Source organism: Luteolibacter sp. LG18 (assembly GCF_036322585.1).
GTDB lineage: Bacteria > Verrucomicrobiota > Verrucomicrobiia > Verrucomicrobiales > Akkermansiaceae > Luteolibacter.
Genome location: NZ_AP024600.1, coordinates 619,295 through 634,805 on the forward strand (window position 1 = coordinate 619,295; position 15,511 = coordinate 634,805).

The following is a 15,511-nucleotide window of genomic DNA, read 5'->3' on the forward strand; positions in this document are numbered from 1 at the left end:
GCTGGGAAGGAGCTGGAGGGCTGGAAAGGAGCTGAGAGGCGGTCGGGATCAGGATTCCTCTTCTTCGACAAGTTCGATGCTCGAACCGCCGATGCCTTCGAGGAAGGAACGGGTGCCCTCGGGGCTGAACTTGGCGTCGCGCGCCTCCACGGCGATGAAGAAGCCGTCATCGGTGGCGCGGTGGAACTGGCGGCTCGCGAAGAGCGGGTGGTTCAGGCGCGGCAGCTTCATCAGCGCCAGCAGGCCGAACAACACGGTGAAGCCCGAGAACAGGATCGTCAGCTCGAACATGATCGGGAAGAACGCCGGCACCGTGAAGACGTTGGCGGGCTTCGCCTGCACCACCGTCGGATACAGGACGACCTGCGTGGTGTAGGCCAGGGTGAAGGCGGTGCAGGTGCCGGTGATGCCGCCGAAGAACACGAACCAGGGAAGGATCGAGCGCTTCAGGCCCATCGCCTTGTCGAGGCCGTGGATCGGATACGGGGAGTAGCAATCCCATTTCCGGAAGCCGGCGTCGCGCACCTTTTCCGCTGCTTTATACAGGGAGGAGGCGCTCTTGAACTCGGCGAGATAGCCGTAGACGCGTTTGCGGGTCGTGCTCACTTTATGCTAAAGAGGTCGGGGATTCGCGTTCAGGCCTTGTTGGCGGCTTTCAGCTCGTGCTGGTAGGCGGCTTCGCGCTTCACGCCGTGGTCCGGGTGATCGTGGTGATCGTCGAAGTGCGGGTCGGATTCCAGCAAGGTCCACTTCACTTCCGCGATGTTGATGCAGGGCAGGAAGCGCAGGAACAGGAGGAAGAGGGCGAGGAACATGCCGATCGTGCCGACAAAGAGCATGATTTCCACCGGGCTGGCGGTGTAGTAGGCCCAGTCACCCGGCAGGAACATGCGCGCCAGGGTGGTGCAGATGATCACGAAGCGCTCGAACCACATGCCGACGTTCACGCACATGCAGACGGCCATGACGACCCAGAGGTTCTCGCGGCACCACTTGAACCAGAAGATCTGCGGCGACAGCACGTTGCAGGACATCATCGCCACGTAGGCCCACCAATACGGACCGGTCAGGCGGTACTTGAACGCCGCGGCCTCGTACATCGCGCCGGAGTAGAAGGCGACGAAGAGCTCCATCAGGTAGGCGTAGCCGACGATCGTGCCGGTCATCAGGATGATCTTCGCCATGTTGTCGATGTGCTTCATCGTGATCATGTCCTGGAGGCCGTAGATGTAACGGGCCGGGATCATGATGGTCAGCACCATCGCGAAGCCACCGAAGATGGCGCCCGCGACGAAGTAGGGCGGGAAGATCGTGGTGTGCCAGCCGGGGACGACCGAGGTGGCGAAGTCGAAGGACACGACGGAGTGCACGGAAAGAACGAGCGGGGTCGAAAGGGCGGCCAGCAGGAGATAGGCCATTTCGTAGTGGCTCCACTGGCGGTTGCCACCGCGCCAGCCCATCGAGAAGATCCCGTAGAGCAGCTTGCGCAGGCCCGGCTTGCACCGGTCACGGATGGTGGCGAGGTCCGGCACCATGCCGAGGTACCAGAAGATCAGCGAGATCGTGAAGTAGGTCGAAACCGCGAACACGTCCCACAACAGCGGCGACTTGAAGTTCTGCCAGATGGCGTTGGCGTTCGGCACCGGGGCCAGGAACCACGCGAACCACACGCGACCGACGTGGAACGCCGGGAAAATACCGGCGCAACACACCGCGAAGATCGTCATGGCCTCCGCCGCGCGGTTGATCGAGGTTCGCCAGTTCTGGCGCGTCAGGAACAAAATCGCCGAGATCAGCGTGCCGGCGTGGCCGATACCGATCCAGAACACGAAGTTGGTGATGTCCCAACCCCAGAACACCGTGTTGGTCATGCCCCACACGCCGACACCGGTCGAAACGAGGATCGACAGGCCGCCGACGACGCCGATCAGCGCGATGAGCGCGGACGGGATGAAGAGCAACCACCAGATGGCGGGCTGCTTGTTCTCGACGACGCTGCAGATCCGGTCGGTGATCCAGTGGTAGGATCGGCCGTTCAGGATGAGCTTCTCGCGCTCGAGCACCGGGATCTTCGGTCCCTGGCGGGTCTCCGGGGCGTGGGTGGTGGCGTGGGCCATGGTTTAAGTCGTGAAAGGTGGGAGATGGAGCGGGCGGAGATCAGGCCATGTGGATGGTGGCCTTGCCGACGAATTTGGCGTCCGGCATCTTCGGATTCGGGTTCTTGACGCGGGCGAGGTAGCTCGTGCGCGGGCGGGTGCCGATGTAGTTGAGCAGGTCGTAGTTGCGCTCGATGCCCTTGGCCCGGACCATCGCCGACTTGTCGCCGTCGCGGAGGTTGCCGAAGGTGATCGCACCGGACGCGCAGGCGTCCTGGCAGGCGACCTTCACCGAATCCACCGGGATGCGGAGCGTCGAGGTCTTCACCTCCACGTCCACCGACGGCTTGCCCGCGGCGAGGGTCTCGACCTTCTGGCCGGCCTTCTGGCGGATCTTCGCGTCCTTCAGGCGCTGCACGCAGTAGGTGCACTTCTCCATCACGCCGCGCATGCGGACGGTGACGTTCGGGTTGCGCTGGAGGTGCGGGGCCTCGCCAACGGTCTTCTCACCGAGCGGACCGCGGTAGAGGTTGTGCGCGATCAGCGGGTTGCGCTTGTTGTAGTCGAAGTAGTTGAAGCGGCGCGCCTTGTACGGGCAGTTGTTCGCGCAGTAGCGGGTGCCGATGCAGCGGTTGTAGGCCATCGCGTTGAGGCCGTCCTCGGTGTGGACGGTGGCATTCACCGGGCAGACGGTTTCGCACGGGGCGGCTTCGCACTGCACGCAGGCGACCGGCTGCGGAACGAGTTCCGGGCTGTCCGGGTCGAAGTCGTTCTCCTTGTCGATCGCGAAGTAGCGGTCCATGCGGATCCAGTGCATCTCGCGGCCCTTGGCGAGCTGCTCCTTGCCGACGATCGGGATGTTGTTCTCGGCCTGGCAGGCGATCACGCAGGCGTTGCAGCCCGAGCAGGAGGAAAGGTCGATCGCCATGCCCCACTGGTGCAGCTCGTCGCTGAGCAGGGTGTTGGAGAAGTTCTTCTTCGGATCCTTGTTCGCCGTGTCCGGGTGCCAGGTGCTGGAACCTTCCTGCTTGTAGAGCGAGACGTTCGGCGGCGCGTGGGCGTCGTTGCCCTGCTTGGCGACACCGGCGAGCTGGTCTTCGAAGGAACCCTTCTCCTCGTCCTTCATCGTCGAGATCTCACGGGCGATCGCGCGGCCATACATGGCGGCGTGCTCCTGGCCGACGGCGAGGGAGTAACGGTTGCCGGTCTTGGCGACGGTGGCACCGCTGGCGAAATACGGGGTGGTGGAGGTGCGCAGCGCGTAGGAATCGAAACCGCGGTTCACGCCGACGAGGCCGACGTGACCAGCCTTGGCCGTGTCGCGCTTCAGCTCGTCATCCTTGTCGAAGCCCTGGCCGTAGCCAACCGGCAGCACGATCACGTTCTCGGCCTGGCCGAAGGCGACCAGCACCGGGAATTCGGCCTTCTTGCCGTTCACGGTCACCTCGATCAGCGGGGCGCGGCGGTTGCCGCTCTCACCGTCCGGATGGACCGAGGCGCGCTCGGTTTCGAGCTGGATGATCTCGTCGTAGATGCCGAGTTCCTTCGCGGTCTTCGGCGAAATGAGCGCCGCGTTGTCCCAAGCGAGCTTGGTGACCGGATCGGGCACTTCCTGGAGCCAGCCGTTGTCGATCCAGCGGCCGTCGTAAACGGAGGAGTCGGTGGCGAACACCACTTCGAGGGCACCCGCGGTCGGCGTGGCAACCGCGGTCACGCTCGTGGAACCCGCCTTCGGGGTCGCGGTGGCGTACTTCGAACCGGCGAGGAAACCGTCGCGGAGCAGCTTCTTCCAAGCCGCTTCGGAATCGTCGGCCAGACCGGTGAAGGTGGCGCGGACGGCATCGTAGGCCGGGGACGGCGGAGCCGCCTTGCCCTTTTCGGCCACGCCTTCGCCGTTGATCAGCTTGCCGTTGTCGTCGAGCAGCGCGAGCAGCAGCTCCAGCTCGGACACGCAGTCCGGATAGAGCGGCAGGATCATCGGCTGGACAACCGTATAGACACCGCTGGCGCTGCGGGCGTCCGACCACTGCTCGAGGTAGTGGGCGGCCGGCACGTGCCAGGTGGCGGCGTGCGCCGTGGCATCCGTGCGGGTGCCGAGGTGAATCGAGGTCTTCGCCTTGGCCAGCGAGGTGGCGAAGTCGAGGTCGGCCGGGGCGTCATACACCGGATTCGACGGGGTGAGGAAAATCACGGTGTCGACAGCACCGCCATCGAGGTCCTTCTTGAGGCCGGCGAGCGTGCCGGCGCCGGCCACTTCGCCCTGATAGGCCTGGAGCGGCTTGCCCGCGCCGATGTTGCCGAGCGCCTGGTTGATCGCCAGCGCGAGCTGGTGCACCACGGCGGGCTGGCGCGGACCGGCGAGCACCACCGACTTGCCGGCGTTCTCCTTGAGGTCCGCGGCGAGCGCGATCACCCAGTCCAGCATCTTGCCGGCGGGCAGCGACCCGGCGGAACCCGGCGCACCGAGGGTGGCAGCAAGCTGCGAGGCCACCGCGGCGACCTGGCTCGGAGCCACGCGGAGGCGGTGATCCGCCATGCCGCCGGTGAGCGAGTAAACGCCTTCCACCATGTAGAGGCGGTTCATCTTCGAGACGTCCGGCTTGCCCTTGTAGTCGTTGCCTTCCGGCTTGCGACGGTGGGAGAAAACGGCGGTCGGGAACGACTGGTCGACGCCCACGAAGTCGTGGTCGAGCGACACGATGCGGTCGGCCTTCGAGAAGTCCGGCACCAGCGTCACGCCTGCGCCGATTCCGGCGTCGGCGGACAGGGCCTCGTAGCTGTAGAACTTCGCGGCGGAGAACTTGGCTGCCAGCTTCTTGGCCAGCGCGTTGCGGGTCGGGGACTCGTCCGTGCCGAACACGAAACCGATCTTCGCCGACTTGTCCTTGGCCAGACCGGCCAGAGCGGCTTCGAAGTCAGCCTTGGACGCCTTCTGCGCGTTCTTCGCGAAGAAACGCGAGCGGGACGGCGAGTAGAGATCGAGAATGGAAGCCTGCGCAAAGGCGTCGGTGCCGTCGCCGTCCGGATGGAGGCTGTTCGGCGCGACCTTGGTCGGGCGGCCTTCGAAGGTGGTCACCACCAGCGGGGTCGCACCGCCGCTGCGCGGCATCGCGGACGCATAATAAAGAGCCTTGCCCGGAATGATCCACTCGGGAGCCTGGGCGTAGGGAACGATGTAGCTTTCCGGACGACGGCAGGCCGCCATGCCGAAACCCGCCAGCGCGGTGGACGCGCCCATCAGCTTCAGGAAGGAACGGCGGGACGTCTCCATGTCGCCCTCACCGGACATTTCCGCGGCTCCGCGCGGGAATTCGCGGGTCAGCCATTGGCGGAAAGACGGGGTATCCTCGAGTTGCTCCACGCTGCGCCAGGAGACGGTCGTTTCTCCTGCGGGGACTTCGGGATGTTGCCAGATGCGCTTGCTCATGTCGGCGTTCGGAAAAGCTTGGGAGTGGAAATCAATGGTGGCAGGTGGCGCAGGAGGTCTTCGGTTTGACCTGCCACTGCTCCTTGAGCTTGAGGCCAAGCTCCTCGGTGGTCTTCACACCCAATTCCTTGCCGTATTTTTCAACGGCCTGGTGGGCGTCATACTTGAGATTGAAGACTTCTTCCAACGGGCGGAGGTTCTTCTCCGGCGCACGGTGGCACTCGAGGCACCAGCCCATCGAGTGGTTCTCCGCCTGATAGACGACCTCCATCTGATCGATCCGGCCGTGGCAGCTCTGGCAGGAAATGCCGCGGTTCACGTGGGCGGAGTGGTTGAAATACGCGTAGTCCGGGGTCTTGTGGATCCGCACCCACTGGATCGGCTTGCCGTCGTAGCCCGGGTAGCTGGCGTCCATCTCGCGGTGCAGCGGGGCGAGCTTCGGGCTGTCCTTCTGCACGTGCTGGTGGCAATTCCAGCAGGTATTGCCCGTCGGCACGTTCGAGGTGCCGGAAACGTCCACGAAGGAGTGACAGTAGCGGCAGTCGAGGCCGAGTTGGTCGACGTGGATCTTGTGGGAGAACGGAATCGGCTGCGACGGCTGGTAGCCCACGTTGAGAGTCTTCGGCGTCGCGTAATACGTGAACGCGAGACCGACACCCGCGCCAAGGCTCAGGACGCAGAACGCGATCTTGAAGGGGAGCAGGTTCGTCCAGCGAGGGAAGAAGTTAGCCATGGGAGCGCGGGTCAGTGAAAGGGGTCGGCGGATCGCTTGTGAAAATTTTCACAAGCCGGATTCAGGTTGGCCACGGTAGATGCCGCGGAGCGGCGGCGAGCATGCAGCCGAAAGATTTTGTGGCAATGCCAAAAACAGGAAAATCACGCCGCATTTCCTCTTGCGGTTACAAAAATTCGGCTAGATTGGCGGGCTCTAACGGCCTTCCCAGTTGAGACCCTGTTCCTTGCGCCACTTCCGGTAAGCGGCGAATTGCTCGCTCTTCGGAGCCACCACCAGCTCCGGGCGCTCCGAAATGAATTTACCGAACGCCCCGGAAAGCTCGACGGCTCCGTCGGAACTCGATTTTTCGTCCGCCTTTCCGCCCTCCCCCTGCCCACTCCAGGCCTTTTGCAGCCGGGCCAGCCGCCACGAGATCCGCAGCAGCGCGAGAAGGCAAAGCAGCAGCAGGATGGCCACCGCGGCCGCGAGGATGACAAGCGTCTGGAGCTGGGATTCCGGCATGGGCGGGAGCCTGCGGGAGACACGCCATGCGGTCAACCGGCTTCCCGATATCTTCGCGCGGGTCCGACCTTGAACCCGCGCGAACTGTCATTTCTCCCGAAGCAACCTGCAACCGCCGATCACTGGGCGACCTTCTGCAGCAGGCGCAGGCGCTCGTAGGCCGCGCCGTTGGCGATCACATCGCGGGCAATCTCGATGCCCGCCCCGATGTCGTCCGCCAGGCCGCAGCAGGAAATCGCCGCACCGGCGTTCAGCAGCACCATGTCGAGCTTCGGCCCCTTTTCCTTACCGCCCAGGATCGCCTTGAGAATCGCCGCGTTGACCTTGGCGTCGCCACCCTGCAGGTCCTCGACCTCGGCGTGGACCATGCCAAAATCCCGCGGCCGGACTTCCTCGTCGTTCTGGTCCTGATAGGAGCCCGCCTTGCAGATCCGGGTGGAGCCCATGAGGCTCATCTCGTCGACGGACCGCCCGTCTCCGGTCGTCCCGTGCACCACCCAGGCGCTCTCGCGCCCCAGCCGCTGCAGGATCTCCGCGAACACCGGACACCATTCCCGCTGGAACACGCCGGTGAGCTGGCACTGCGGCCGCGCCGGGTTCAGCAGCGGCCCGATGATATTGAAAATCGTCCGTATCCCTTTCTCAGCGAGCATCTTGCGAACCCCGACCACCGCCTTGAATGCGGGATGATACATCGGCGCGAACAGGAATCCCACGCCCGCCTCCTCGATACATTGGCGGAAGCCCTCCGCTGGAAGATCGATCCGGATGCCCAGCTCCTCCAGCACGTCCGCTCCACCGCTTTTCGAGGTGATCCCGCGGTTGCCGTGCTTCAGCACCACCCCGCCCGCCGCCGCCACCACGAACATCGCCGTGGTCGAGACATTGAACAGGTTCAGCTTGTCGCCACCGGTGCCGCACACGTCGATCGTCGGCCCGGGCAGATCCAGCAGGCCCACGTGCGGATCCACCGCGTGGACCAGGAACGCCTCCACGAACCCCGCGATCTCCGCCGCCGTCTCACCCTTGCGGGACAGAGCCTCCAGCATCCGGGCCTTCTTCTCGTCCGCCACCGTGGTGTCCAACAGCAATCCCGCCGCGACCTCCACCTCCTGGGGGGACAGCTCCTCCTTGTGTTCCAAATGATGGATCAACGCGTCCATGAACCTCGATTTTATGCACATCCCGGCCAAAATGGAAAGCCCGGTCGTGGAAATGACCCCCTCCGGTTGGGGAAACCGCCAGCAATTTCTGGATTGTCGCGCCTTTTTCTACCCGTAGCATCGCGAGCGAACCTTAAGACTCCATGACTACTTCAGCGCCTCCCGGCACCACTACGTTCTACAGCCGCTTCCTACTTCTCATCGCCGGACTTGGCGGGCTCCTCTACGGAATCGATGTCGGCATCATCGCCGGTGCCCTGCCCTACCTCGAGGCCACCTCCGGTTACACGCCGGGCCAGCTTTCCACCGTGGTCGCCGCCGTTCTGCTCGGCAGCGTGCTTTCCTCGCTCTTCGCCGGTCTCCTCGCGGACATCTTCGGCCGCAAGACCATCATGATCGTCAGCGCCGCGCTGTTCGTTGCCAGCATTCCGATCATCACCCTCTCCCACGGCATCAACGTCCTCATCGCCGGCCGCCTGCTCCAGGGCATCAGCGGCGGCCTCATCGGCGTGGTCGTCCCGCTCTACCTCGCCGAGTGCCTCGGCGCGAACTCCCGCGGCAAGGGCACCGGCATGTTCCAACTCCTGCTAACCGTCGGCCTCGTCGCTTCCGCCCTCATCGGCCTCTACTTCGCCAGCCAGGTCGGCAAGCTTGAGGAAACCGTCGGCATCGATCCCGCCGTCGTGTTCGCCGCCAAGGACAGCGCCTGGCGCCAGATCTTCTGGGTCTCCATCCTGCCCGGCATCGCTTTCTTCGTCGGCGCGTTCTTCGTCTCCGAGTCCCCGCGCTGGCTGTTCCGCAAGGGCCGCAAGGACGCCGCCCTCACCGCCCTCGCCCGCTCCAGCGGCCCGGAAGGCGCCCGCGTCGTGCTTGAAGAAATGGAGCACACCGATGCCGCCGCGGCCGCCAAGAGCGCCGGCAATACCTCCGGCGACAGCCTCTTCCAGCGGAAGTACATCCTGCCTTTCGGGCTCGCCCTGATCACCCTCGCCTGCACCCAGGCCACCGGCATCAACTCGGTGCTCGCCTACGCGGTGAACATTTTCCAACAGGCCGGCCTCACCGGCAGCATCGGCAACCAGGGCAACGTCCTGCTCACCATCGTCAACTGCGCGATGACCATCGTCGCCGTGGCCCTGGTCGACAAGAAGGGCCGCACCTTCCTGCTCAAGATGGGCACCGCCGGCATCATCGTCGCCCTCGCCGCCGCCGCCCTCACCTTCCGCGGTATCGAATCGAAGAGCGTCAACATCGCCGACAAGCTCACGACCGCCGTGAACAAGGAAGCCCAGAGCTTCCACCTCGACCTCAACGCCCCGGAAACCAAACCGGTGCTGGATTCCGCCGTGCCACCCGCCTCCGCCCCGAACGGCACCCAGGTCGTGGTTTCCTACAAATACGGCCCCTACACCAACGTCAAATACGTCCGCGCCCTCACCGGCTCGCACGCCCCGGCAGTCGTCGACATCGCGCCCCCCAAGGCGGACGACCTCAAGGACAGCGTCATCGGCGCGTTCTTCCGCAAGCTGCACGTCAACCCCTTCGCCGACATGACCAAGGCCGAAGGCCAGCCGCTTGAAATCATCGGCGTGAAATACGGTGCCGTGCCGAACCAGTCCACCGGTTGGATCGTCGCCGGCTGCTTCATCCTGTTCATCGCCTCCTTCGCCTCCGGCCCGGGCGTCTGCGTCTGGCTCGCCCTTTCCGAACTGATGCCGACCCGCATCCGCTCGAACGGCATGTCGATCGCCCTGCTCGTGAACCAGACGGTCTCGACCACCATCGCCGCCGTCTTCCTCCCGACCGTCGGCAAGTATGGCTACTCCGCCATGTTCTTCTTCTGGGCCGGCTGCACCGTGATCTACTTCATCACCGCCGCCTTCTTCCTCCCGGAAACCAAGGGCAAGACCCTTGAGGAAATCGAGGAGCACTTCGAAGGCAAGAAAAAGGCCTGATCCGGAAACAGGCCGCAAAGCCCTTCTCCCCTCCAAACGCGGGATGGTTCGCCATCCCGCGTTTTTTCGTTTCCAGCCCCCGAAACTGTACAACCCGGTTACACACGAATTCCCCGACTCGCGCCTCGATTCCCCGGAACCCCGACCTACGTTGGCAGGTCAACACGTTCCGTTTGTCATGAAAAAGCTCCTGCTCCTCGCCGCCCTCGGGCTGGCCCCGCTGGCGTCCCACGCCCAGCGCTCCACCATGACCGAAATCACCTCGGTCCCCGCCTCCGACGCCGCCAAGGCCGGACTCGCCGAGATCGACAAGCACCACCTCCTGCTCGGCCCCCAGCCGAAAGAATACTTCGAGGGCAAGACCAAGACCGAGCTCACCAAGATCCGCGCCCAGGAGGAACTTGCCGTGCGCGACAGCTCGGTGAAGTTCTACGAGGAGAACCCCAAGGACCCGCTCCGCTGGGAAGCCGTCCTCCACCTCATCATGATCCAGCCGTCCTTCATCAAGGACATCAAGCCCGGCTTCGAAGACGCCAAGGGCACCGATTACAAGGACTTCCTGGTGATCGACGAGGAGGCGAAAGCCGCCTGGGACAAGAAGCTCGCCACCTACGAGGCCGCCCTCCGCGCCGCCGATGACGCGCCGTGGGAGGTGAAGGAGAAGCTCGCCAGCCTCGACCTCTCGAAGAAAATGATGGCGGGCCGCAAGGACGGCTCCTTCACCGATGCCGCCGTCGGGGAAGCCGCCGCCGACCTCGCCACGCGGTTCCCGAAGGGCAAGGCCGCGCTCGGCCTCTACATGCAGCTCTTCCAGAAGAGCGGCAAGAAGGGCACCCCGGACGCCAGGGGCTTCTGGGAACCGCTCGCCAAAAGCCCGAACGAGGCCGTCAAAACCCGCGCCGAGGCCGAGCTCCGCGTCGCCGCCGTCCAGAGCGAGCCGATGGACCTGAAATTCACCGCCGTGGACGGCCGCGAGGTCGATCTCGCCAAGCTCCGCGGCAAGGTCGTGCTGGTCGACTTCTGGGCCACCTGGTGCGGCCCCTGCATCGCCGAGCTGCCGAACGTCAAGAAGGCCTACGACACCTACCACGACAAGGGCTTCGAGGTCATCGGCATCTCCCTCGACAAGGCCGAGGACAAGCAGAAGCTCATCGACTTCGCCAAGGCCAAGAACATGCCCTGGCCGCAGTATTTCGACGGCAAGCACTGGGAAAACGAGATCGCCCGCAAATACGCCATCTCCGGCATCCCGGCCATGTTCCTCCTCGACCAGAACGGCATCGTGGTGACCACCAACGCCCGCGGCGAAAAGCTCGAAACCGAGATCAAGCGCCTGCTGAAACTCTGAGCCCCCCCTCTCAAACCCAACCACCGAAAAAGGCCGGGCTTCCGCCCGGCCTTTTTCATTTCCTGACAGCGGCAAGGCCGCACCGGTTCACTTCTTCTCAGCCGGCTTCTCTTCCTTTTTGTCGCCTTCCTTCTTCTCGTGCTTCTCTTCCTTGATGGCGGCGAGCTCATCCTTGGAGAGAGCACCATCCTTGTTGGTGTCGTACTTCTCCAGCAGGTGCTTGCTGCGCTTTTCCGGGATGCCGGCGATCTCCTCCTTGGACAGCTCGCCGTCCTTGTTGGTGTCGAACTTCTCCAGCAGGCCGGCGGCGCCGCCCTTGCCGTGGTCCTTTTCCTTCTTCTCCTCGCCTTCGGCACGAACGGCCTGGGTTCCGAGGACGAGCGCGGCGACGGCCGCGACCAGAATCGATTGGTGTTTCATGGTTTGCGATGGGGCGGATGTTTAAATGCCCATTTGTAAATATACACCGCAAGCCACCGGAAGTCGCGCGGGATTGAAATTTCTTCCTACGACCGAAAACCCCATTCCGAGGATCAGCGGAGCCAAGCAACGGCCGCCCCCCTTCCACCTTGCCAGAGGCCAAGCCCCCCTTGTAGCACTCTGGAGACATGTCTGTGACCATCTCTCTCAAGGGGGCTTCGTTCGACCGACTGAAATGGCGAAGAAACCTCGCGCTTTTCCCATCACCACTCTCCAGCCTAACCACGCTTTGTCTGCTCTACTACGGTGCATCAAGCATTCCCTTAGCCCCTGAAGAGGAGGACGATTCCGAACCGGATGGAGACGAGTTCTACTGGCTGCACCCCAAAGGCGGCATCCGGGGAATCACTATACGACCGGACGAAGATGGTTTTTCCCTGACCCTCCCCATGGCGGCGGGTCGCGTGGACTGGGACGCTGCCGCGAAACTCGCCGAAATAGGCCGCCAAGCTGGAGCCATCGTGCACATCGACGGCGAGCCCTTTCTGGATGGAGATCCAGCCCGCTTGTTCGCGGCCGGATGGGACCACGACTACCGAGCCCTCGCCACACTTCTAGCCGAGAGCGATGAGCCCGAAATCACGCTTCCTATCGGAAACCTGGTCAACATCAAGATCACGAACCTCGACTCGTCGCCCGAAGAATTCCACGACAGCCTTGCCGCCCGGATGGCCCGGTATGGGGATGCCACCATCGCGAACCAGGAGTACGTCCCCAGGTCGGACGGGCAGGAATGCCGCGCTGCCATGGTCGGCGGCTCTCCGACACTCGTGGAATCCGACATTCCCGCGGTTCTCGTATATGACAACCCGGCACTGACCGGAAACGAATACCCATTGTTCGACGGACTGCCGATCGCCATGAGCAAATTCTGCGAAGCCATGGGGGATCGGACGGAAAACCTCGGCGAATGGACCTATGTACCATCCTTCACCGTCTCCGAGGAGGCAGATCTCCATGCACGGCTCGATCAGGCTTCCGACTCCTTCGATTCGGTCGAGCGAGCACCGACGCCCTCTCTGATGCTGCAGGAGAGCTTCAGCCTGATGCAGAGGGCTCCCGTACTCGTCTTCCTCCTGATGACGGATACAGGGGACACGAATACGACCGCCTTCCATGACGCGGTCACTCAAGTGGAGAACGACCACGGCGGCGGTGCCTACATGCTTTTCTCCCTGGCCACGGTCAATTTACAGGCATTCCTCAGCGAAGCCCCTGGCTCCGAAGAAGAACAAATCGAATTACTGAGCAAGGTGGGGGCCATTCTCGCAGACTACCCCCCGCTAGAATCCACGCAGATCCGGGAAAGCCTTGTCCACCTCGCCAGAACGCTTCGCGACCTCTTCGACCCAACACGGTCGTCGACACGGTACAATACTCTTCTGGAGTCCCTGCAACACACTTTGGAGCCCGCACCGGACGGCTCCGCCTGATCCCTATTTTAGCTAGAATTTTTTCCAACGGAAAATAAAACGGCCCGCCGGTGAAGGCGGGCCGTTTTTCGAAACGATCTATCGGAACCGGGCGCTTACTTGGCGGCGGCGACCACCGAGGCGGTGGTGATGCCGAGCTCCTTGAAGACGGTGTTGCCCGGGGCGCTGATGCCGAAGCGGTCGATGCCAACCACCTTGCCTTCGAGGCCCACGTACTTCCACCACAGGCCGGAAACGCCGGCCTCGATGGCCACGCGCTTGGTCACGGCCTTCGGCAGGACGCTCTCGCGGTACTCGTCGCTCTGGCGGTCGAAGCGCTCGAAGCAGGGCAGCGAGACGACGCGGACGCCATCACCCAGCTCCGCGGCGGCGGCCACGGCGTATTGCAGCTCGGAACCGGAGGCGAGGAGGATGGTGGTCAGCGCGCCGGTTTCCTTCTTCACGATGTAGCCACCACGGATCACGCCGTCACGGCGCTCGTCCACGGACAGCTCGTTCATGAGCGGGATCGCCTGGCGGGTCAGGATCAGGGCGGTCGGGCCGTCCGTGCGGTTCATCGCGGCAATGAATGCACCGGCGGTTTCCTCGGCATCGCCCGGGCGGACGACGTCGAGACCCGGGATCACGCGCAGGCCGCTGACGGTTTCCACCGGCTGGTGGGTCGGGCCGTCCTCACCCACGCCCACGGAGTCGTGGGTGAAGATGTAGGTGACGGGCAGCTTGGACAGCGCGGCGAGGCGGATCGACGGGCGCAGGTAGTCGGCGAAGACCAGGAAGGTCGCGCCGCTGGTGCGGAAGATGCCGTCGTAGGCGATGCCGTTGCAGATCGCGCCCATGGCGTGCTCGCGGATGCCGTACCAGATGTTGCGGCCGAGCGGGTTGGTGGCGGAGAAGTCGCCGCCGTCCTTGATGTAGTTCTTGGTGGAGCCGTAAAGGTCGGCGCTGCCGGTGGTGAAGTTCGGCACGGCCTTGGCCACGGCGTTGATCACGTTGGCACCGGCGGAGCGGGTGGCGTCCTTGTAGTCGGCCGGGAAGGCCGGGATCTTCGCGGAAAGGTCGGACGGGATCGCGAGGGCCACGCTCTCGGTCAGCTCGGCGGCCAGCGCCGGGTTGGCGGCGGTCCAGGCTTCGTAGGTGGCTTCCCAGGCGGCGTAGGCCTGCTTGCCGGCTTCCTTCTTCTCGGCGAAGAACGCGCGAACTTCGTCGGAGACGAAGAAGTGCTGGTCCGCCGGGAGGCCGAGGCCCTTGCGGGCTTCGTCGATGAACTTGGCGCCACCTTCACCGTGGGCCTTGGCGGTGCCGGCCACTTCCGGGATGCCCTTGCCGATCACGGTCTTGGCGATGATCACCTTCGGGCGGCCGTTGTCGTCGGCCTTGGCCTTGGAAAGGGCCGCGGAGATCGCGGCGAAGTCGTGGCCATCGATGGTCACGGCGTCCCAACCCTGGGACTTGAAGTACTGCTCGGCGTCCTCGCCCTGGGTCACATCCGCCATCGCGTCGAGGGTGACGTCGTTGGAGTCATAGATGAGCACCAGGTTGTCGAGGCCGACGTGGGCGGCGAAGGCGATCGCTTCCTTGGCGACACCTTCCTGGAGGCAGCCGTCACCGTGGAGAGCGAAGATGTGCTGGTCGAAGATGACGTGGTCGGCGGTGTTGAACTTGGCGGCGGCGCGCTTGCCGGAAAGGGCGAAGCCCACGGCGTTCGCGATGCCCTGGCCGAGCGGGCCGGTGGTGGCCTCAACGCCCACGGTCTCAAAGGACTCCGGGTGACCCGGGGTGTGCGAGCCGAGCTGGCGGAAGTTCTTCAGCTCCTCGATCGGGAGATCGTAGCCGGAGAGGTTCAGCCAGGAGTAGAGGAACATCGAACCGTGGCCGGCGGAGAGGATGAAGCGGTCGCGGTTGAGCCACTTCGGCGCGTCCGGATTGTGGCGCAGGGTTTCCGAATACAGCACGGCGCCGATCTCGGCGCAGCCGAGCGGAAGCCCGAGGTGGCCGGAGGAGCAAGCGTGGACGGCGTCCATGGCGAGGCCACGGGCTTGGTTGGCGGCTGCGGAGAGCAGGGTCGTGTTCATGCGGATGAGGAGGTAGGAAGGGCGGACACCGTAGGGACCGGCAACCGGATGACAAGCGGGTTTGGAATGCCTTGTATGAATTGCCCTCAACCACCCGCCTCAAAAATTGTGACGATTGCTTCATTTTCCTCTTGAACGGGGGCCGGAGGTCGTGCTTCTTTCCGCCCGCACCGCGACCAACGACCCGTTCGTCTATCGGTTAGGACTCTAGATTTTCATTCTAGCAAGAAGGGTTCGACTCCCTTACGGGTCGCCATCTCGGCACAGAATAGCCACCGGATCTCCGGTGGCTTTCTTGTT

At 64.0% G+C, this 15,511-nt stretch carries 11 protein-coding genes and 1 tRNA gene; 4 read left to right on the forward strand and 8 right to left on the reverse strand.

Annotated features, from left to right (window positions below):
- Positions 1-48: 48 nt before the first annotated feature.
- From llg_RS02535 to trpD, 6 genes are all read right to left on the reverse strand, one after another.
- Positions 49-606: a DUF3341 domain-containing protein gene (locus llg_RS02535; RefSeq protein ID WP_338287976.1), complete on the reverse strand. Its 558-nt coding sequence runs from the start codon at positions 604-606 to the stop codon at positions 49-51.
- Between the two features lie 29 nt (positions 607-635).
- The gene (gene nrfD, locus llg_RS02540; RefSeq protein WP_338287977.1) at positions 636-2,117 is read right to left on the reverse strand and encodes an NrfD/PsrC family molybdoenzyme membrane anchor subunit; all 1,482 of its coding nucleotides are present in this window, start codon (positions 2,115-2,117) and stop codon (positions 636-638) included.
- A 40-nt stretch (positions 2,118-2,157) separates the two neighbouring features.
- Positions 2,158-5,523 carry a TAT-variant-translocated molybdopterin oxidoreductase gene (locus llg_RS02545; protein WP_338287978.1) on the reverse strand — a complete coding sequence of 1,122 codons (3,366 nt, stop codon included), beginning with the start codon at positions 5,521-5,523 and terminating at the stop codon, positions 2,158-2,160.
- 31 nt (positions 5,524-5,554) lie between these two features.
- Positions 5,555-6,256 carry a cytochrome c3 family protein gene (locus tag llg_RS02550; protein ID WP_338287979.1) on the reverse strand — a complete coding sequence of 234 codons (702 nt, stop codon included), beginning with the start codon at positions 6,254-6,256 and terminating at the stop codon, positions 5,555-5,557.
- Positions 6,257-6,451: 195 nt separating this feature from the next.
- Positions 6,452-6,760 carry a hypothetical protein gene (locus tag llg_RS02555; protein ID WP_338287980.1) on the reverse strand — a complete coding sequence of 103 codons (309 nt, stop codon included), beginning with the start codon at positions 6,758-6,760 and terminating at the stop codon, positions 6,452-6,454.
- Positions 6,761-6,879: 119 nt separating this feature from the next.
- Positions 6,880-7,923, reverse strand: a complete 1,044-nt coding sequence (trpD, locus tag llg_RS02560; protein WP_338287981.1) for an anthranilate phosphoribosyltransferase — start codon at positions 7,921-7,923, stop codon at positions 6,880-6,882.
- 143 nt (positions 7,924-8,066) lie between these two features.
- Here trpD and llg_RS02565 point away from each other — a divergent pair, with 143 nt between their 5' ends.
- Both llg_RS02565 and llg_RS02570 read left to right on the forward strand, forming a co-directional pair.
- On the forward strand, positions 8,067-9,878 hold the full coding sequence (locus llg_RS02565) for an MFS transporter (RefSeq protein WP_338287982.1): 1,812 nt from the start codon (positions 8,067-8,069) through the stop codon (positions 9,876-9,878).
- A gap of 178 nt (positions 9,879-10,056) precedes the next feature.
- Entirely contained in the window at positions 10,057-11,226 is a 1,170-nt protein-coding gene (locus tag llg_RS02570; RefSeq protein ID WP_338287983.1) for a TlpA disulfide reductase family protein, read from the forward strand.
- Between the two features lie 87 nt (positions 11,227-11,313).
- Here llg_RS02570 and llg_RS02575 read toward each other — a convergent pair whose 3' ends face one another.
- Positions 11,314-11,646, reverse strand: a complete 333-nt coding sequence (locus tag llg_RS02575) for a hypothetical protein (RefSeq protein ID WP_338287984.1) — start codon at positions 11,644-11,646, stop codon at positions 11,314-11,316.
- Positions 11,647-11,834: 188 nt separating this feature from the next.
- Here llg_RS02575 and llg_RS02580 point away from each other — a divergent pair, with 188 nt between their 5' ends.
- Positions 11,835-13,139, forward strand: a complete 1,305-nt coding sequence (locus llg_RS02580) for a hypothetical protein (RefSeq protein ID WP_338287985.1) — start codon at positions 11,835-11,837, stop codon at positions 13,137-13,139.
- Positions 13,140-13,234: 95 nt separating this feature from the next.
- On the opposite strand, the gene tkt is transcribed toward llg_RS02580, so the two are convergent.
- A complete protein-coding gene (tkt, locus tag llg_RS02585) occupies positions 13,235-15,211 on the reverse strand; it encodes a transketolase (protein ID WP_338287986.1) in 1,977 nt (658 codons plus the stop codon).
- A gap of 181 nt (positions 15,212-15,392) precedes the next feature.
- Between tkt and llg_RS02590 the strand changes: the two genes are divergently transcribed.
- Positions 15,393-15,467, forward strand: a tRNA-Glu gene (locus tag llg_RS02590).
- Positions 15,468-15,511: the final 44 nt, after the last annotated feature.

Excerpts from the sequence above, each read along its gene's own strand:
- nrfD (WP_338287977.1), bottom strand. The coding sequence starts at position 2,117 with ATGGCCCACGCCACCACCCACGCCCCGGAGACCCGCCAGGGACCGAAG.
- llg_RS02545 (WP_338287978.1), bottom strand. The coding sequence starts at position 5,523 with ATGAGCAAGCGCATCTGGCAACATCCCGAAGTCCCCGCAGGAGAAACG.
- llg_RS02550 (WP_338287979.1), bottom strand. The coding sequence starts at position 6,256 with ATGGCTAACTTCTTCCCTCGCTGGACGAACCTGCTCCCCTTCAAGATC.
- llg_RS02555 (WP_338287980.1), bottom strand. The coding sequence starts at position 6,760 with ATGCCGGAATCCCAGCTCCAGACGCTTGTCATCCTCGCGGCCGCGGTG.
- trpD (WP_338287981.1), bottom strand. The coding sequence starts at position 7,923 with ATGGACGCGTTGATCCATCATTTGGAACACAAGGAGGAGCTGTCCCCC.
- llg_RS02565 (WP_338287982.1), top strand. The coding sequence starts at position 8,067 with ATGACTACTTCAGCGCCTCCCGGCACCACTACGTTCTACAGCCGCTTC.
- llg_RS02570 (WP_338287983.1), top strand. The coding sequence starts at position 10,057 with ATGAAAAAGCTCCTGCTCCTCGCCGCCCTCGGGCTGGCCCCGCTGGCG.
- llg_RS02575 (WP_338287984.1), bottom strand. The coding sequence starts at position 11,646 with ATGAAACACCAATCGATTCTGGTCGCGGCCGTCGCCGCGCTCGTCCTC.
- llg_RS02580 (WP_338287985.1), top strand. The coding sequence starts at position 11,835 with ATGTCTGTGACCATCTCTCTCAAGGGGGCTTCGTTCGACCGACTGAAA.
- tkt (WP_338287986.1), bottom strand. The coding sequence starts at position 15,211 with ATGAACACGACCCTGCTCTCCGCAGCCGCCAACCAAGCCCGTGGCCTC.